Origin of the sequence: Malikia granosa (assembly GCF_002980595.1) — a bacterium.
GTDB classification, from domain to species: domain Bacteria; phylum Pseudomonadota; class Gammaproteobacteria; order Burkholderiales; family Burkholderiaceae_C; genus Malikia; species Malikia granosa.
Genome location: NZ_PVLQ01000027.1, coordinates 26,071 through 44,535 on the forward strand (window position 1 = coordinate 26,071; position 18,465 = coordinate 44,535).

Genomic DNA, 18,465 nt, shown 5'->3' on the forward strand with positions numbered 1-18,465 from the left:
GGCTGGCTGCGTCCGCGCTGCTCTGCTGACGGGGCGGGCCCGGTCTCAGGCGACCTGGCGCGCGCCGGCTGGCTGGCGCAGCTGGGCCAGGCCCGAGACCACGTCGCCGACGACCAGGATGGACGGACTGCCGAGCCGTTCGGCCTGCAGCGTCTCGACCAGCTGGTCCAGGGTGCAGCCTGCATGGCGCTGCTGCGGCAGGCTGGCGCGCTGCACGATCGCGGTCGGCGTGGCGGCCGGCAGGCCTTGCAGCAGGCCGGCCTGGATGGCGGCGGCGCTCGAGACGCCCATGTAGATCACGAGCGTGAGCCTGGCCTCGCGCGCGCAATGCGCGAGCGCCGCCCAGTCGGTGCCGGAATCGCCGGGCTTGGCGTGGCCGGTCACGAAGACCACGCCATGGGCATGTTCGCGGTGCGTCAGCGGCACGTTGAGCGAGCTGAGCGCGGCCAGTCCGGCGGTGATGCCGTTGACCACCGTGACCGGGATGCCGGCGGCCTGCAGGTGCTCGACCTCCTCGCCGCCGCGGCCGAAGATGAAGGGATCGCCGCCCTTGAGCCGCACCACCACCTCGCCCTCCTGGGCGGCCTGGATCATCAGCTTCTCGATGAAGGACTGCGGCGTGCTCTTGCAGCCGCCGCGTTTTCCCACATGGACGATGCGGGCCCGCGGTGAGGCATGTTCCAGCACCGCGTCATTGACCAGGTCATCGACCAGCAGCACGGTCGCCGCGCCGATCGCGCGGACCGCCTTCAGCGTCAGCAGTTCCGGGTCGCCCGGGCCGGCGCCGACCAGAGTGACCTGGCCCGGTGCGGTCAGGGGCAGGGTGGAGTTCATAGGTTGGCAATCAGCGCTCATGATGCCTGCACCGCTTGCAAGACATGTTCCACCTGGCGCGCGATCGGCGCCGGCACGGCCCGGCGACCGGCGAGCACTTCGCTGATCCAGGCGGCCGTGCTGGCGGCATCGATCGCGGGCAGCTCGGGCAGGCTGGCCAGCGGGCCGCCCTGGGCTTCCTGCACGCAGCGGCGCTGGCCTTGCTGGAAGACATCGATCTGCGGCAGGCGGCGTGGATCGGCCACCGGCTCGCCCTCGGTGCCGCGCAGCAGCATCGCGCGCTGCCGTGTCAGCTCGAAGGTCTTGCCCATCGAGAGCAGGTATTCGGGATGGGTGTAGCTGCCGACCACCAGCGCGTCGCCGTCGCAGGGGTTCATGAGCTTGACCAGGCTGTGCGCCGAGTTGCGCAGGCCGATGACCCGGCGCACCTCGAGCAGGCGCTGCAGGCCCGGACACAGCAGGCCGGTCGGCACGAAGCGCACCTGGCCGGCTTGCAGCGGCTGCACGCTGCTGTCGGCGGCCACTCCGAGCAGCGCCAGCACCTCGGCCGAGCTCACGCGCCGGCTTTCGGTCGCCGCGCCATGCACCAGCACCGGCAGGCCCTCGCGCGCCAGCAGCAGCGCCAGCAGTGGCGTGAGCACCGGCAGCTTGCGCGCACCGTTGTAGCTCGGCAGCACCACGGCGGTGCGCCCCTGGGTCGGCACCTTGTCGGTGCGCAGGGCCGTCGCGTCGAGGAAGCCGGCCATCTCCTCGGGTGTCTCGCCCTTGATGCGCATCGCGAGACAGAAGGCGCCGAGCTCGAGCTCGCTCACCTGGCCGTCGAGCAGCTCGCCGAACAGGTCGGCCGCCTGCGCGCGGTCGAGCGAGCGGGCGCCGTCCTTGCCGCGCCCGATTTCCTTGAGATAGTGACTGATGGCCATGTAGCGATTTTCCGCGATGCCTGATGACTTCGAGTTATGAAGCAAAAAATCCCCGCCGCTGGCCATGCCGCAGCGGGGCGTGAGCTCAGCAGCTCAGGGCGGCACTGGCTGGCACCAGCGCGACCAGGCGCTTGAGCGTCGGCAGGCAGGAACCGCAGCGGGTGCCGCAGCCCAGGCCGTCCTGCAGCTGCAGCAGGCGCTGGGTGCCGTCGCCGCCACAGTCGGGCAGCGCGCGGCGGATCGCGTCCTCGCTGACGTCGAGGCAGCTGCAGACCTGAGGGCTGCGCGGCGCCAGCGCGACGGGTGCCTGCGTGTCGGACCTGAGCAGCAGGCGACCGTAGTCCTGCGCCGGCAGCTGGTCCTGCAGCAGGGTTCTGAGCCAGGGTTCGGACCGGCTGTCGCCGGCCAGCAGGAAGGCCTCGACCTGCTGGCTGGCGCCCACCTGGCTCAGGCGGATCGCCCGGCTGTGCTGGCGCTTGTGGTCGGCGTAGCGCAGCACCCCGCTGCTATCGAGGCCGAGCCAGCTGGCGATGCGCTCGACCAGTTCCGCCGGCGGCGGCTTGGCGCAGGCCGCGCGCAGCAGCAGGCCGCTGCGCTCGCGCCCGAACGGCACGCAGCTGGCGAAATCGAACTCGGGCAGCAGGGCGCGCAGCTCGCGCTGGACCTCGATCGCGCGCTCCGGCGGCAGCCAGGCCAGGCCGAGCAGGGTCCAGGGCAGCTTGGCCTGCTCGATGCGGACCGCGCAATGCTTGAGCTCGGGCTGCCTGGACAGCGGGCAGCTGGCCGGGGTGGTCAGCGTATTGACGCCGGCCAGCGGCCGGCCCGCGGCATCGCGGCCGCCGAGCGTCTCCGAGCCCCAGTGCATCGGGATGAAAGCCTGTTGCCGGCCCAGCTCGGGTGCGGCTTGCACCGGCAACACGATCGCGCCGCGCACGCTGCTGACCCGTACCAGCTCGCCGGCCTGCAGGCCGAGTGCGAGCAGGTCGTCCGGATGCAGGCCGACCGCCGGCTCGGGGGCATGGCCGAACAGCCGTCCGATCGTGCCGGTGCGCGTCATGCCATGCCACTGGTCGCGCAGCCGCCCGGTCGAGAGCGAGAACGGGTAGCGCGGCGAGCGCGGCTCGGCCACCGGGCGCCAGGCATCGGCCGCGAAGCGCGCCCGGCCGTCTGGCGCGGCGAACAGGCCGTCGGCGTAGAGCCTGGCCTGGCCTTCGCTGGCACCGGCCGGCAGCGGCCATTGCTGCGGGCCGAGCTGGTCGAGCAAGGCATAGCTCAGTCCCGTGATGTCGAGGTCGCGCCCGCGCGTGCTCTCGCGGTGCTCGAGCCAGGCCTGCTCGGGCGTCTCGAAGCCGAACAGGCTGGGCTGGCCAGGGCGCAGTCGCGCTTCGAGCCGGCGCGCGACATCGCGTGCGATCAGCCAGTCGGGCCTGGCCTGGCCGGCCGGCGCGATGGCGGCGCGCACGCGCGAAATGCGGCGCTCGCTGTTGGTCACCGTGCCTGCCTTCTCGCCCCAGCTCGCCGCCGGCAGCAGCAAGTCGGCATAGTCGCAGCTCGCGGCGGTGGCGAAGGCTTCCTGCACGATCACGAATTCGGCGCGTTGCAGCGCGCGCCGCACCAGCGCCTGGTCGGGCATCGATTGCGCCGGATTGGTGCAGGCGATCCACAGCGCCTTGATCCGGCCGTCGGCGGCGGCCTGGAACAGCTCGGTCGCGGTCAGGCCGGGCTGCGCGGGCAACTGGTCGACGCCCCACAGGCGGGCGATCTCGGCCCGGTGCTCGGCGTTTGCCGGGTCGCGATGGCCGGGCAGCAGCGTGGCCATGGCGCCGACCTCACGCCCGCCCATGGCATTGGGCTGGCCGGTCAGCGAGAAGGGGCCGGCGCCGGGCCGGCCGATCTGTCCGGTCGCCAGGTGCAGGTTGATCAGTGCGGCGTTGTTGTCGCTGCCGCTGCTGCTCTGGTTCAGGCCCATGCAGTAGAGGCTGAGCGTGGCGTTCGATTGCGCGAACCAGCGTGCCGCGGTGTGCAGGTCCTCGACGCTGACGCCGCAGCCGCGCGCGACGCGCTCGGGCGTGGCCTGGCGCACCAGTTCCTTCAGTGCCTCGAAGCCGCTGGTGTGTCTGGCGATGTAGTCGGGCCTTGTCCAGCCCTCCCACAGCATGATGTGCAGCAGGCCGTGGCAGAGCAGTACATCGGTGCCGGGCTGGATCTGCAGGTGCAGGTCGGCCTGCTCGGCGGTCTCGGTGCGGCGCGGATCGACCACGATGAGCTTCATGCCGGCGCGCGCGTCCTCGATGCGCCGGAACAGGATCGGATGCGCCCAGGCCGTGTTGCTGCCGCTGATGAACAGGCAGTCGGCCCGCGCCAGGTCGTCGTAGCAGGTTGGTGGCGCGTCCGAGCCCAGCGTGCGCTTGTAGCCCACCACCGCGCTGCTCATGCACAGCCGCGAGTTGCTGTCGATGTGGTTGCTGCCGACCAGGCCGCGTGCGAGCTTGTTGAAGACATGGTAGTCCTCGGTCAGCAGCTGGCCCGACAGGTAGAAGCCGACCGCGTCGGGCCCGTGCTGCTCGATGATGTCGCCCAGCCGGCCGGCAGCCAGATCCAGCGCGCCATCCCAGCCGAGCGGCTGCGGCGCAGTACCTCGCTGCAGCCGCTGCATCGGCTGCAGCAGCCGGGCCTGGCGCGTGATGGCTTCGGTGGCGGTCAGGTGCAGCGTCTGGCCCTTGGTGCAGAGCCGGCCGAAGTTCGCTGGGTGATCGGGGTCGCCGCGCACGCCGGTGATGCGGTCGCCCTGCGACTCGATGATCACGCCGCAGCCGACGCCGCAGTAGGGGCAGGTGGATCGGGTTTCGGCCATGCGTGCTCCTGTTGCTGGGATCAGTTCAGGGCCAGCAGGACCTGGCCGTCCTCGACCTTGACCGCGAAGGTCTGGCTGCAGCCGCTGTCGGGCGCCACCGCCTGGCCGCTTTCGAGCTCGAAGTTCCAGCCGTGCAGCGGGCAGGTCACGCGCTTGCCGTGCACCAGGCCCTGCGACAGCGGGCCGCCCTTGTGCGGGCATTTGTCGTGCAGCGCGAAGACCTCGTCGGCCGCGGTGCGGAAGATCGCGATGTCGCCGCCCGTCGGGCGCTGCACGATGCGCGAGCCCAGCGGCGGGATGTCGTCCAGCGGGCAGATCAGGTTCCAGGTCGTCATGTCTTGGTTTCCTTGGATGGCGTTTCAGGCTTCGAGCTTGATCGGGATGAACTGCTTGACCGGCTGGGTCTCGCGCGAGGTCTGCCAGGGGTCCTTGGCGTCCTTCAACGAGTCGAGCAGGCGGGCGTAGAGCGCCTGGCGCCCGGCGGCGTCATCGACCACCTGGCGCTTGACAGCGTCCAGGCCGACCCGTTCCAGCCAGTGGCAGGTGCGCTCCAGGTACCAGCCTTGCTCGCGGTACAGCTGCAGGAAGGCGCCGGCGTACTCCATCACTTCCTCGTCGGTCCTGACCTTGCACAGGAACTGCGCGACCTCGGTCTTGATGCCGCCGTTGCCGCCGACATAGAGCTCGTAGCCCGAGTCGACGCCGATCACGCCGACATCCTTGATGCCGGCCTCGGCGCAGTTGCGCGGGCAGCCCGACACCGCGAGCTTGACCTTGTGCGGCGCGTACATGTCGAACAGCATCTTCTCGAGCTTGACGCCCATGTCCATCGCCAGCTGGGTGCCGAAGCGGCAATGCTCGGCGCCGACGCAGGTCTTGACGGTACGGATCGACTTGCCGTAGGCGTGGCCCGACACCATGCCGGCCGCGTTGAGGTCGGCCCAGATGGCTGGCAGATCCTCTTTCTTGATGCCGAGCAGGTCGATGCGCTGGCCGCCGGTGACCTTGACCGTCGGCACCTGGTATTTCTCGGCCGCGTCGGCGATGGCGCGCAGTTCGGCCGGCGTGGTCAGGCCACCCCACATGCGCGGCACGACCGAGTAGGTGCCGTCCTTCTGGATGTTGGCGTGGGCGCGCTCGTTGATCAGGCGGCTCTGCGGATCGTCCTTGGCCTCGTGCGGCCAGCTCGAGATCAGGTAGTAGTTGATCGCCGGACGGCATTTGTCGCAGCCGTTGGGCGTCTTCCACTCGAGGAAGTCGAATACCGCCTCCTTGCTGGTGAGGCGCTGCGCGACGATGGCCTCGCGTACCGCCTTGTGCGAATGCTCGGTGCAGCCGCAGACCGGCTTGCTGTCGAGCTTGGCCGGGGTGTAGGCGCCGCCTATCGTGCTGGCCAGGATCTGCTCGACCAGACCGGCGCAGGAACCGCAGGAAGACGCTGCCTTGGTGTGCTTCTTGACCTCGTCGAGGCTGAACAGGCCCTTTTCCTTGATCGCCTGGCAGATCTTGCCCTTGCTGACGCCATTGCAGCCGCAGACCTCGGCGCTGTCGGCCATCTCGGCGGCCTTGCTGTTGCCGGCGTGGCCGACATCGCCGACCTGCGACTGGCCGAAGATCAGGCTGTCGCGCAGCTCGTGGATGTCGCGCCCGTCCTTGAGCAGCTGGAAATACCAGGGGCCGTCGGCCGTGTCGCCGTACAGCACGCCGCCGACCAGCTTGTTGTCCTTGACGATCAGCTTCTTGTAGACGCCGCCATGCGGGTCGTTGAGCGTGATCTCCTCGGCGTCATCCTGGCCGCCCTGGAAGTCACCGGCCGAGAACAGGTCGATGCCGGTCACCTTGAGCTTGGTCGAGGTCACCGATCCCTGGTAGCGCCCGATGCCGTGGCTGGCCAGGTGGTTCGCCGCCACCTTGGCCTGCTCGAACAGCGGCGCGACCAGGCCGTAGGCGATGCCACGGTGGCTCACGCATTCGCCGACCGCATAGACGCGCGGGTCGTAGGTCTGCATCGTGTCGCTGACCACGATGCCGCGGTTGCAGTGGATGCCGGCGGCCTCGGCCAGCGCGTAGTTGGGCCTGATGCCGGCGGCCATCACGACCAGGTCGGCCGGGATCTGCAGGCCGTCCTTGAAGCGCACCGCGCCGACCCGGCCCTCGGGGCCGCCGTCGGGGGCTGGCAGCAGCGCCTCGGTCTGCTTGCTCAGCAGGAATTTCAGCCCCTTGTCCTCGAGCGACTGCTGCAGCATCTTGCCGGCCACCTCGTCGAGCTGGCGCTCGAGCAGCCAGGGACCGATGTGCACCACGGTCACGTCCATGCCGCGCAACTTCAGGCCGTTGGCGGCTTCGAGCCCGAGCAGGCCGCCGCCGATCACCACCGCGTGCCGGTACTGGCTGGCCGCGGCGATCATCTCGTCGGTGTCCTTGATGTCGCGGTAGCCGATCACGCCCGGCAGCTGCCGGCCGGGAATCGGCAGCATGAAGGGGGTCGAGCCGGTCGCGATCAGCAGCCGGTCGTAGCGCGCCTCGGTGCCGTCATCGGCGATCACGACTCGGCGGACCCGGTCGATCTGCGTCACGGTCTTGCCGGTGTGCAGCTGGATGCCGTGCTCGGCATACCAGTCCAGCCCGTTGAGGATGATGTCCTGGACCTGCATCTCGCCGGCGAGCACCGGCGACAGCAGGATGCGGTTGTAGTTCGGGTGCGGTTCGGCGCCGAACACCGTGATCTCGTACTGATCGGGGGCGAGCTTGAGCAGCTCCTCCAGCGTGCGCACGCCGGCCATGCCGTTGCCGATCAACACCAATTTGGGCTTTTCCATCTTGACTCCGTCAGTCGCTGCAGAAAACAAAAAGGCGTCCATGCAGGGACCACCCGTTGCGGGGCGGTGCTGCAGGGACGCCTTTGTCCTGGTTGCACCCGGCCCATCCTTGGGCGGGGTGCTGAGCCGGTCACCATTGACCGTTGCCGGATTCAAGCAATTGCCGTGCCAATCCTTTCCCGTCGAACGGCAGGCCAGTGTCAGCGCGTTGTGCGCCCGGTTCGGCTTCGCCTGGCCTCCAATCTGGTGCATCTTGCCCGTCAGCCTGCCGTCAGTTGGCCCGCTATGGTGCATGTGCAGCCGACCCTGAGGCATTTTTCATGTCGGTAGTGCTAGTTTTGCTCTATCGAATGATGTTCGTGATAGCTTTTATCTAGCGATAACTTGACCTTGGGCGGGCGAACCCTGCAAAAAAGTCCGAAAATCGGCTATTACGGATTCTTGACCACAAGCAGCGGGTCGGTCCGGCAAAGCACACACGAAAGATGACAGTGAAACGTTTGGACGATTTCCGCTTGCGCCTGGGTGGCGACGAGCTGGTGCCGATCATGATCGGCGGCATGGGCGTGGACATTTCCTCCTCCGACCTCGCGCTCGAAGCCGCGCGTCTGGGTGGCGTGGGCCATATCTCGGATGCGATGATCAAGACGGTGACCGACCGCCGCTACAAGACCAAGTACGTGAAGGCCAAACAGGCGCAGTACAAGTACAACGTCGACAATGTCGACAAGTCGGACGTCAAGTTCGACCTCGGCCACCTGGCCGAAGCGACCAAGCTGCATGTCGAGCACAGCATGAGCCGCAAGCAGGGCAGCGGCCAGATCTTCATCAACTGCATGGAGAAGCTGACCATGAACGCGCCCAAGGAGACCCTCAAGGTCCGCCTGTCGGCCGCGCTCGACGCCGGCATCGACGGCATCACGCTGGCCGCCGGCCTGCACCTGGGCAGCTTCGCGCTGATCGAGGATCATCCGCGCTTCCGCCATGCCAAGCTCGGCATCATCGTCTCCTCGCTGCGTGCGCTGCAGCTCTTCCTCAAGAAGAGCGCGCGCCTGAACCGCCTGCCCGACTACGTCGTGGTCGAGGGCCCGCTGGCCGGCGGCCACCTGGGCTTCGGCATGGACTGGGCCAAGTACGACCTCGCGACCATCGTCGCCGAGATCGCCGCCTGGCTCAAGGCCGAGCAGCTCGACATCCCGCTGATCCCGGCCGGCGGCATCTTCACCGGCAGCGACGCGGTGCGCTTCATGGAAATGGGCGCCTCCGCCGTCCAGGTCGCGACCCGCTTCACCGTGACCAAGGAATGCGGCCTGCCCGACGATGTCAAGCAGGAATACTTCAAGGCCGACGAGGACGACATCGAGGTCAACGAGATCTCGCCGACCGGCTACCCGATGCGCATGATCAAGTCCAGCCCGGGCATCGGCGATGGCATCCGCCCGAATTGCGAGGCCTATGGCTACCTGCTCGACGCCAACGGCAAGTGCGCCTATATCGACGCCTACAACCGCGAGCTGCTGGCGCATCCGGGCGAGCGCAAGATCCAGGTCTGGGACAAGACCTGCCTGTGCACCCATATGCGCAACTTCGCGATCTGGACCTGCGGCCAGCTGACCTGGCGCCTGAAGGACACCACGTTGCGCCATGACGACGGCAGCTTCCAGCTGCTGAGCGCCCAGCATGTGTTCGAGGACTACCAGTTCAGCGTCGACGACAAGGTGAACCTGCCGGTCGCCGAAGCCCTGGCCTGATTCAGCCCTGGAGTCTGGCGGTCCCGTGACCGCTGGCGCATGAAAAAACCCGCCACTGCAGCCGCAGGGCTGGTTTTTTCATGCCGGGCCCGGCTTCAGGCCGGGTCCATGCCGTTGCGGCGCTTGGCCTCGGCCGTGGCCGGCGAGGCCAGGAAGCCGAGCAGCTCGCGCACCGCTTCGGGCCGGGTCGAGGTCGCGGCGATGCCGGCCGAGAAGGTGGTGGTGATCTGGACCTCTGGCGGCAGCGGGCCGAGCAGGGTGATGCCCTCGAGATTCATGAGTTCGCTGAGCTGCTGGAAGCCGAGCTCGACCGCGCCCTGGGCCACCAGCGCGCCGACCGGCACGCCGGGCGGCGCGGTCACGATGCGGTCGGCGATCTGCTCGGCAATGCCCCAGCGCTCGAACAGCTTGGCCAGCTGCACGCCGCTCGGGCCGGTCGAGTAGCCCAGGGTGCGCGCTGCCAGCACGGCGGCCTTCAGCGCGGCTTCATTCGAGATATCGGGTCGGGCGGCGCCGGCGCGCACCGCGACCGCCACGCCCGAATGCACCAGGTCGACCCGGCTGCCGGCCAGCACATGGCCCTCGGCGATCAGCTTGTCGATCGCGTTCGAGGCCAGCGCCACGACGTCGAAGGCTTCGCCGGCCTGCACCCGCTTGGCCGCGTCGACGCCACCGACCGATTCCACGCTGACCGCGCTGCCGGGACTGGCCTGGGCATGGAGGGCGACGAGGTCGGCGAGCAGGGCTTTGGTCGCCATGGAGGAGATGACGCGCAGGGCAGAAGTCATGGGTGAGCTATCGGTAGGAAAAACAGCCCCGCCAGCGGGCGGGGCCAGTGACAAAGTGCCTATGCTAGCGGATCAGGCGCCGCCGCCCAGCGCCTTGTAGAGCGCGATCTGGTTCTGCCACCAGGCCAGTCTTGTCTGCGTCAGCGCCTGCTGGCTGGCGAACAGCGAGCGCTGCGCATCGAGCCAGTCGAGCTGGCTGGCCGCGCCATGCTGATAGCGCAGCTCGGTCAGCTCGAGCCGGCGCTGGTCGGCGGCGGTCTGCGCCTGCTGGGCCTGCAGCTGGCGCGCCAGCGTCTCGCGTCCGGCCAGGGCATCGGCCACCTCGCGGAAGGCGGACTGGATCGCCTTCTCGTACTGGGCCAGCGCGGCCTCGCGCCCGGCGCGCGCCGCATCGAGCCCGGCCTGGTTGCGCCCGGCGTCGAAGATCGGCAGCAGCAGCTGCGGCGCCAGCGTGAAGCCCCAGCTGCCATCCTTGAACAGGCCGGACAGCTCGCTGCTGGCCGATCCGATGCCGGTCGTCAGCGTGATGCGCGGGAAGAAGGCCGCGCGCGCCGCGCCGATGTTGGCATTGGCCGCGATCAGCTGCTGTTCGGCCTGCACGATGTCGGGCCGGCGCGTCAGCAACTGCGACGGCAGGCCGGCAGCCAGGGTCGGCAGCTGCAGCCCGCTCAGCTGCTGCGGCGCCAGCTCGGCGCGCAGGCCGGGGTCCAGCGGCTGGCCCAGCAGCAGCGCCAGCGCGTTCTCGTCCTGCGCGCGCTGGCGCTCGAACTGCGCCAGCGCGACGCGCGCGTTTTCCACCAGCGACTCGGCCTGGCTCAGCTCGAGCGCCGAAGTCGTGCCATGCTCGAAGCGCAGCCGGATCAGGCCCAGCGAGGCCTCGCGCGTGGCCAGGGTCTGCCGTGCCAGCTCGAGCTGGGCCTGGTCGGCCAGCAGCGCGAGCCAGCTCTGCGCCACGCCTGCGACCAGGCTGATGCGCAGGTTCTGGCGACCGGCCTCGCTGGCCAGGTACTGGGCCAGCGCCTGCTCCTTCAGGCTGGCGACGCGGCCGAAGAAGTCGAGCTCGTAGGCCGTGACCAGCAGGCCGCCGCTGTAGTTGCTCGTGATGCCGCCCGAGTTGTTGGGCGTGCGCGAGCCGTTGATCCCCAGGCCGACGCCGGGCCATTGCTCGGCGCGCCGCAGGCCGAGCTGGGCGCGTGCCTGCTCGAGGTTGAATGCGGCCACGCGCAGGTCGCGGTTCTGCGCCAGCGCGGTGTCGATCAGCTGGCGCAGCGTCGCATCGCCGAAGAAGCCTTGCCAGTCGGGCAAGGCATCGGCCGCCGTGGCGGCGGCTGCCGCTTGATCGGCTGCGCCGGCGCTGGCCGGCCATTGCGCCGGCACCGGCGCGGCCGGCCGCTCGTAGGCCGGCATCAGGCTGCAGCCGCTCAGGAACAAGGCCGCCGCCAGCGGGCCGAGCAGGGTGGATGAAGTCTTATTCATGGCTATGGATTCCGGCTTGCTGGCCATGGGCCCGGTCGAATTGGTGCTGGCGCTCGCTGCCCTTGAACAGGCTGCGCACGACCACGAAGAACACCGGCACGAAGACCACCGCCAGCAGCGTGCCCGTGACCATGCCGCCGATCACGCCGGTGCCGATCGCGCGCTGGCTGGCCGAGCCGGCGCCGCTCGAGAGCGCCAGCGGCAGCACGCCGAGCATGAAGGCCAGCGAGGTCATGATGATGGGACGGAAGCGCAGGTGGGCGGCTTCCAGCGCGGCCTCGATCACGCTCTTGCCCTGGGCCTGCAGGTCCTTGGCGAACTCGATGATCAGGATCGCGTTCTTGGCCGACAGGCCGATGATCGTGATCAGGCCGACCTGGAAGTAGACATCGTTGGCATAGCCGCGCAGCAGCGTCGCGAGCAGCACGCCGAGCACGCCGAGCGGTACCACCAGGATCACCGCCAGCGGGATCGACCAGCTTTCGTACAGCGCGGCCAGGCACAGGAAGACTGCCAGGATCGCGAAGCCGTAGACGATGATGGCCTGCGCGCCGGCGAGCTTTTCCTCGCGCGACTGGCCGGTCCACTCGAAGCCCAGGCCAGGTGGCAGCTGGGCCGCGAGCTGTTCCATCTCGGCCATTGCCGCGCCGGTGCTGTAGCCGGGCGCGGCGCTGCCGCTGATGCGCATCGCCGGATAGCCGTTGTAGCGCACCGTCTGCATCGCGCCGGTGATCCAGCGCGTGCTGGCAAAGGCCGACAGCGGCACGGCCTGGCCGCTGCTGTTGATCACATGCAGCTTGAGCAGGTCGTCGGGCTGCATGCGGGCCGGCGCATCGGCCTGCACCACCACCCGCTGCAGCCGGCCGGCGTTCGGGAAGTCGTTGATGTAGCTCGAGCCCAGCGCGGTCGAGATCGTCGCGTTGATCGCATCGAAGCCGACGCCGAGCGCCTGCGCCTTGTCGCGGTCGATGTCGAGCTGCAGCTGCGGCGCGTCCTCCAGGCCGTCGGGACGGACCTGGGTCAGCACCTTGCTCTGGCTCGCCATGCCGAGCAGCTGGTTGCGCGCGCCCAGCAGCACCTCGCGGCCCAGGCCGGCGCGGTCCTGCAGCCGGAACGAGAAGCCCGAGGCCGAGCCCAGTTCGGGAATCGGCGGCGGGCTCAGCGGGAAGATGAAGGCGTCGCGGATGCCCGAGAGCGCACCGAAGGCGCGGCCGGCCAGGTCCTGCGCCGAGCTGCCCGGCGCATGGCGCTCGGACCAGTCCTTCAGCGTCACGAAGGCGAGCGCGGCGTTCTGGCCCTGGCCCGAGAACGAGAAGCCCAGCACGCCGACCATGCTCTGGACCTCGGGCTGCTTGAGCATGAAGCCCTCGACCTGCTCCATGACGGCGCTGGTGCGCTCGCGGGTGGCGCCCGGCGGCAGCTGCACGTTGACCAGCAGCGTGCCCTGGTCCTCGTTGGGCAGGAAGGAGGTCGGCAGCCGCAGGTAGACCAGCGCCGCCACGCCGACGATGACGCCGTAGATCAGCAGCGAGCGGCCGGCGCGCGGCAGCAGCCGGCCGACCCAGCCCTCGTAGCGCTTGGCGCTGCGCGAGAAGCCGCGGTTGAACCAGCCGAAGAAGCCGGTCTTCTCGTGGTGATGGCCGGCCTCGACCGGCTTCAGCAGGGTGGCGCACAGCGCTGGCGTCAGCGACAGCGCGAAGAAGGCCGAGAACGCGATCGACACCCCCATCACGGTGGCGAACTGGCGGTAGATGTTGCCGACCGAGCCGCTGAAGAAAGCCAGCGGCACGAAGACCGAGATCAGCACCACGGTGATGCCGACGATGGCGCCCGAGATCTGGCGCATCGCCTTGCGCGTCGCCTGCTGCGGCGACAGGCCTTCCTCGCTCATGATGCGCTCGACGTTCTCGACCACCACGATCGCGTCGTCGACCACGATGCCGATCACCAGCACCATGCCGAACATGGTCAGCACGTTGATCGAGAAGCCCAGCGCCAGCAGCGCGGCGAAGGTGCCCAGCAGCGCCACCGGCACCACGATGGTCGGGATCAGCGTGTAGCGCCAGTTCTGCAGGAACAGGAACATCACCAGGAACACCAGCGCCACCGCTTCCAGCAAGGTCTTGGCCACCTGCTCGATCGAGATCTTGATGAAGCGCGAGCTGTCGTAAGGGATCTTCCACTCCATGCCGGCGGGGAAGAACTTCTCGAGCTCGTGCATCTTGGCGCGCACGGCCTCGGCGGTGGCCAGCGCGTTGCCGCTCGGCGACAGCTGCACGCCGATGCCGGTCGAGGGCTTGCCGTTCAGTCGCGCCGAGGTCGCGTAGGCCTGGCCGCCGAGCTCGATGCGCGCGACATCCTTCAGTCGCACCGCCGAGCCGTCGGGGTTGGCGCGCAACAGGATGCGGCCGAACTGCTCGACGCTGGAGAGCTGGCCGTTGACCACCACGGTGGCCGCGATGCCCTGGCCCGCGACATTGGGCAGGCTGCCGATCTCGCCAGCCGAGACCTGGGCGTTCTGGGCCCGGATCGCCGCGTTGACATCGGCCGCGCTGAGCTTGTAGCCCAGCAGCTTGGCCGGGTCGATCCAGATCCGCATTGCGCGCTCGGTGCCGAACAGCTGGGCCTGGCCGACGCCGGGCAGGCGCTGCAGTTCGGGCACCACGTTGCGCGAGGCGTAGTCGCCCAGCGCGACCGGGTCCCAGGCTGGGTCATCCGAGGACAGGATCGCGAACAGCAGGAAGTTGTTGCGCGACTTGTCGACCCGCACGCCCTGCTGCGTGACCGCTGCCGGCAGGCGCGGCGTGGCGCGCGCCAGCCGGTTCTGCACGTCGACCTGGGCCAGATCCGGGTTGGTGCCGGGCTGGAAGCTCAGCGTGATGTTGCCCGAGCCGTCGGCCTGCGCCACCGACTCCATGTAGATCAGGCCGGGCGAGCCGTTCATCTCGCGCTCGATCACCGACAGCACGCTGTCCTCCAGCGTCTGCGCCGAGGCGCCCGGATAGGCGGTCGAGACCACGATCGATGGCGGCGCCACCGGCGGATACTGCGCGATCGGCAGCTGGGTGATGGCCACCGAGCCCAGCACCATCACGAACAGCGCGATCACCCAGGCAAAGATGGGCCGCTCGATAAAGAATTTCGCCATGTCTGTGACTCCTCAGCGTGCCGCGCCAGCGCCGGCCTTGGCGGGCTCGGCCGGTGCCTTGGCCGCATTGCCCGCGGCCTCGGCCGGCGCTGCGGCCTTGCCGTCCGGCTGGCCCGGGGTGCCGGCCTTCTCCTGCCACGGTACCGGCTTGACCACCTTGGCGCCGCGCAGCTTCTGGAAGCCGTCGACCATCACCTGCTCGCCGGCCTTGAGCCCGTCGAGCACGATCCAGCGGCCGCCCTGCTGGGCGCCGATCTTGACCGGGCGCGGGCTGAAGCTGCCGTCCTCGGCCACCACCATCACGCTGTCGCCCTGGGCCGTGCGCGTGACCGCCTGCTGCGGCAGGGTGATCGCCTGGCTGGCCTTGGCCTGCTCCAGTCGCACCCGCACATAGAGGCCCGGCAGCAGCTGGCCGCCCGGGTTCGGCACCTCGGCACGCAGCGTGACCTGGCCGCTGCTGCCGTCGACCGTCAGGTCGGAAAACAGCAGCTTGCCGCTGCGCCCATGCTCGCTGCCGTCGGGCAGCAGCAGGCGCACGCTGGCGCCGTCCTGTCCGGCGCGCTTGAGCTGGCCGCTCTCGAGCGCGCGCCGCAGCTGCAGCGTCTCGTCGGCCGACTGGGTGAAGTTGACATAGACCGGATCGATCTGCTGCACCACCGCCAGCGGCGTGGCCTCGCCCTGGCCGACCAGGGCGCCCTCGGTCACCAGCGCGCGGCCGATGCGGCCCGCGATCGGCGCCGTGACTCTTGTATGGCCGAGGTTGATGCGTGCGGTCTGCAGCGCCGCCTTGGCCACGGCCACGTCGGCCTGGGCCTGCTTCTGCGCTGCCTGCGCGTTGACGAATTCCTGCTGGCTGATCGCCTTCGCTTCGGCCAGCGGCCGGTAGCGCTCGGCCAGCGCGCTGGCCTGGGTCAGGTTGGCCTCGGCCTTGGCCAGGCTGGCCTGGGCGCTGTCGAAGGCGGCCTGGTAGGGGCTGGCGTCGATCTCGAACAGCGGCTGGCCGGCCTTGACATCGCTGCCTTCGCGGAACAGGCGCTGCTGCAGGATGCCAGCGGCGCGCGCGCGTACCTGGGCCACGCGCGAGGCCTCGAGCCGGCCCGGCAGTTCGGTGACCAGTCCGACCTCGCCCGGCGTCACGCTCAGCACGCCGACTTCGGGTGGTGGCATGCCGCCGCCAGGCGCTGCCGGGGCAGCGGCCTTGTCGCCGCAGGCGGCGAGCAGGGCGGCCAGGCCCAGGGCACTGAGGGTGGCGCGCCATTGCGCGCGGCGACTTGGGGAGGCAGGGTGGATCACTGGCATGTCGGGGTCCGGAAGAGGCGTGGTAGAGCGCACCGGCCAGGCGGCCAGCACAATGCGAGCCAGTATACATACAATTGTGAATGTATAAGGGCAGATGGCTGCTCTGGAATCCGTTGGAAAGTGAACTCTCGACATGGCCCGTCGCACCAAAGCCGATGCCCTCGCGACCCGTCACCAGCTGCTCGACGCGGCCGAGTGCCTGTTTGCCGAAAAGGGGGTGTCGCGTACCTCGCTCAATGACATCGCGCTGGCCGCTGGTGCCAGCCGGGGCGCGATCTACTGGCATTTCAAGAACAAGGCCGACCTGTTCAATGCCATGATGGAGCGCACCACCTTGCCGATGGAGCAGGCGCTGCAGCAGGTCGGGCATGAGCCCGGACAGGACCCACTGGTCGAACTGCGGCGCTCGATCGCCGACGCCATGCACCGCATCGCGCATGACGAGCGCACCCGTCGCGTGTTCGAGGTCGCCACGCTCAAGGTCGAATATGTCGACGAGCTGATGGCGGTGCGCGCGCGCCACCGGCGCGTGCAGGCCGACAACGTGGGCCAGATGGAGCGCAGCCTGCAAGCTGCCCTGGCCCAGCGCGCGCTGTCCTTGCCCCTGCCGGTGGCCCTGCTGGCGCAGGGGCTCTATGCCCTGCTGGTCGGGCTGATCCATACCTGGCTGCTGGCGCCCGAGACCTTCGAGCTCGAGGCCACGGCCGAGGCCTCGGTCCAGGCCTACCTGGCGGGTTGGGGCCTGCTGCCGGCGCAGGCCGGCTGAGCCCGCCCAGCCTTCAGTCCTCAGCCCGCTTGGTCTTCAGGCGGCCTTCTCGACATGGCCCTGGCGCGTGTAGAGGAAGTCGATCACGGCCTTGCGGCAGCGCTGGTAGTCCGGGTCGTCGGCCAGCGCGACCCGGTTGCGCGGGCGCGCCAGCGGCACCGGCAGCAGCTCGCCGATGGTCGCGGCCGGGCCGTTGCTCATCATCACGATCTTGTCTGACAGCAGCACCGCCTCGTCGACATCGTGCGTGACCATCACCACCGTGCTGCGCGTGCGTGCGACGATCTCGAGCAGCTCGTCCTGCAGCCGGGCGCGCGTCAGCGCGTCGAGCGCGCCGAAGGGCTCGTCCATCAGCAGCACCTGCGGCTCCATCGCCAGCGCGCGCGCGATGCCGACGCGCTGCTTCATGCCGCCCGAGATCTCGCCCGGGCGCTTGTGCGCCGCATGGCCCAGGCTGACCAGCTCGAGCGCGGCGGCGGTGCGGCTTTTGAGCTGGTCCTTCTTCTCGGTCTTGCCGAAGACGCGCTCGACGCCCAGGTAGACGTTGTCGAAACAGCTCAGCCAGGGCAGCAGCGAGTGGTTCTGGAACACCATCGCGCGCTCGGGCCCCGGGCCCTTGATCTCCTTGTTGGCGCACAGCAGGCCGCCCTCGGTCGGCGTGGTCAGGCCGGCGATCAGGTTGAGCAGCGTCGACTTGCCGCAGCCCGAGTGCCCGATCAGCGCGACGAACTCGCCCTTGGCGATCTGCAAGTTGATGTCGCGCAGCGCCGGGAAAACACCCTTGGCGGTCTTGAAGGTCTGCGCCACGCCGCTGATGTCGATGAATTTGGCGTCGTTGTTCATGATGGTGGTTCCTGGGTTTTCAGGACTTGACGTCCTCGTAGCTGAAGGCGCTGGCGAGCTTGACCAGCGCGGCCTCGAGCAGCAGGCCGACGATGCCGATCACGAAGATCGCGATGATGATGTTCTTGACGTTGAGGTTGTTCCACTCGTCCCAGACCCAGAAGCCGATGCCCACGCCGCCGGTCAGCATCTCGGCCGCGACGATCACCAGCCAGGCCGTGCCCACCGCCAGCCGCACGCCGGTCAGCATGTAGGGCAGCACCGAGGGCAGCAGGATGGTGGTCAGGATCTTCCACTCCGACAGGTTGAGCACGCGCGCCACGTTCAGGTAGTCCTGCGGCACCCGCTGCACGCCGACCGCGGTGTTGATGATCATCGGCCAGATCGAGCAGATGAAGATGGTCCAGATCGCGGCCGGATCGGCGCCCTTGAACACCAGCAGGCCGATCGGCAGCCAGGCCAGCGGCGAGACCGGGCGCAGCAGGCTGATCAGCGGGTTGAACATCCGGCCCAGCAGCGCCGAGCGCCCGAGCGCGAAGCCGGCCGGGATGCCGACCGCCGCCGCCAGCCCGAAGCCCAGCGCGACCCGCTCGAGCGAGGCCAGCAGGTTCCAGCCCACTCCCTGGTCGTTCGGGCCGTTGCGGTAGAACGGGTCGCTGAACAGCTCGACCGCCTGCAGCCAGGTTTCCTGCGGGCCCGGGATGCCGCTGCCGCTCGAATGGGACAGCAGCGACCAGACCAGCACCAGCAGGCCCAGGCCGAACAGCGGCGGCAGCACCGCGAGCGCCAGCCCGCGTCCGTGGTCGCGCCAGTCGCGCACCGGCTTGGATTGGGCGCTGGCTGGCGCGGCAGCGGCTGCCGTCGCTACGGCGGCGCCGGGCAGGCCGGGGGATGAAGCGGCCGCTCCGGTCTCGGTGGCCGAAGCCCCGAGCGGGGAATGGAAGACTGCACTGACCATGGTGATGCT

The 18,465-nt window shown here is 69.3% G+C and carries 13 protein-coding genes; 2 read left to right on the forward strand and 11 right to left on the reverse strand.

Annotated features, from left to right (window positions below; all coding sequences use genetic code 11):
* Positions 1 to 45: 45 nt before the first annotated feature.
* From cobA to nirB, 5 genes are all read right to left on the reverse strand, one after another.
* A complete protein-coding gene (cobA, locus tag C6P64_RS07900; protein WP_105748017.1) occupies positions 46 to 834 on the reverse strand; it encodes a uroporphyrinogen-III C-methyltransferase in 789 nt (262 codons plus the stop codon).
* A gap of 17 nt (positions 835 to 851) precedes the next feature.
* Positions 852 to 1,754 carry a DNA-binding protein YbiB gene (gene ybiB, locus C6P64_RS07905; protein WP_105748018.1) on the reverse strand — a complete coding sequence of 301 codons (903 nt, stop codon included), beginning with the start codon at positions 1,752 to 1,754 and terminating at the stop codon, positions 852 to 854.
* 85 nt (positions 1,755 to 1,839) lie between these two features.
* Entirely contained in the window at positions 1,840 to 4,608 is a 2,769-nt protein-coding gene (locus C6P64_RS07910; protein WP_105748019.1) for a nitrate reductase, read from the reverse strand.
* Positions 4,609 to 4,628: 20 nt separating this feature from the next.
* The gene (gene nirD, locus C6P64_RS07915; protein ID WP_105748020.1) at positions 4,629 to 4,943 is read right to left on the reverse strand and encodes a nitrite reductase small subunit NirD; all 315 of its coding nucleotides are present in this window, start codon (positions 4,941 to 4,943) and stop codon (positions 4,629 to 4,631) included.
* Positions 4,944 to 4,967: 24 nt separating this feature from the next.
* Positions 4,968 to 7,427 (reverse strand): nitrite reductase large subunit NirB, encoded by a 2,460-nt coding sequence (nirB, locus tag C6P64_RS07920; RefSeq protein ID WP_105748021.1) that lies wholly within the window; start codon positions 7,425 to 7,427, stop codon positions 4,968 to 4,970.
* A gap of 491 nt (positions 7,428 to 7,918) precedes the next feature.
* On the opposite strand from nirB, the gene C6P64_RS07925 reads away from it, so the two are divergent.
* A complete protein-coding gene (locus C6P64_RS07925; RefSeq protein ID WP_105748244.1) occupies positions 7,919 to 9,178 on the forward strand; it encodes a nitronate monooxygenase in 1,260 nt (419 codons plus the stop codon).
* Positions 9,179 to 9,273: 95 nt separating this feature from the next.
* Here the strand turns inward: C6P64_RS07925 and C6P64_RS07930 are convergent, their stop codons facing one another.
* The 4 genes from C6P64_RS07930 to C6P64_RS07945 all read right to left on the reverse strand — a co-directional run bounded on the left by C6P64_RS07930 (position 9,274) and on the right by C6P64_RS07945 (position 15,889).
* Complete coding sequence (locus C6P64_RS07930; protein WP_105748022.1) at positions 9,274 to 9,966, reverse strand: substrate-binding domain-containing protein; 693 nt, start codon at positions 9,964 to 9,966, stop codon at positions 9,274 to 9,276.
* Positions 9,967 to 10,038: 72 nt separating this feature from the next.
* Positions 10,039 to 11,442 (reverse strand): efflux transporter outer membrane subunit, encoded by a 1,404-nt coding sequence (locus tag C6P64_RS07935; protein WP_105748023.1) that lies wholly within the window; start codon positions 11,440 to 11,442, stop codon positions 10,039 to 10,041.
* The gene (locus C6P64_RS07940; protein ID WP_105748024.1) at positions 11,435 to 14,590 is read right to left on the reverse strand and encodes an efflux RND transporter permease subunit; all 3,156 of its coding nucleotides are present in this window, start codon (positions 14,588 to 14,590) and stop codon (positions 11,435 to 11,437) included. The genes C6P64_RS07935 and C6P64_RS07940 overlap by 8 nt, the downstream gene beginning before the upstream one ends.
* A 12-nt stretch (positions 14,591 to 14,602) precedes the next feature.
* Positions 14,603 to 15,889 carry an efflux RND transporter periplasmic adaptor subunit gene (locus tag C6P64_RS07945; RefSeq protein WP_105748025.1) on the reverse strand — a complete coding sequence of 429 codons (1,287 nt, stop codon included), beginning with the start codon at positions 15,887 to 15,889 and terminating at the stop codon, positions 14,603 to 14,605.
* 133 nt (positions 15,890 to 16,022) lie between these two features.
* Between C6P64_RS07945 and C6P64_RS07950 the strand changes: the two genes are divergently transcribed.
* Positions 16,023 to 16,655 (forward strand): TetR family transcriptional regulator, encoded by a 633-nt coding sequence (locus tag C6P64_RS07950; RefSeq protein WP_105748026.1) that lies wholly within the window; start codon positions 16,023 to 16,025, stop codon positions 16,653 to 16,655.
* 36 nt (positions 16,656 to 16,691) lie between these two features.
* Here C6P64_RS07950 and C6P64_RS07955 read toward each other — a convergent pair whose 3' ends face one another.
* Entirely contained in the window at positions 16,692 to 17,498 is an 807-nt protein-coding gene (locus tag C6P64_RS07955; protein WP_105748027.1) for an ABC transporter ATP-binding protein, read from the reverse strand.
* Between the two features lie 19 nt (positions 17,499 to 17,517).
* Entirely contained in the window at positions 17,518 to 18,456 is a 939-nt protein-coding gene (ntrB, locus tag C6P64_RS07960; protein WP_105748028.1) for a nitrate ABC transporter permease, read from the reverse strand.
* Between the last annotated feature and the right edge of the window lie 9 nt (positions 18,457 to 18,465).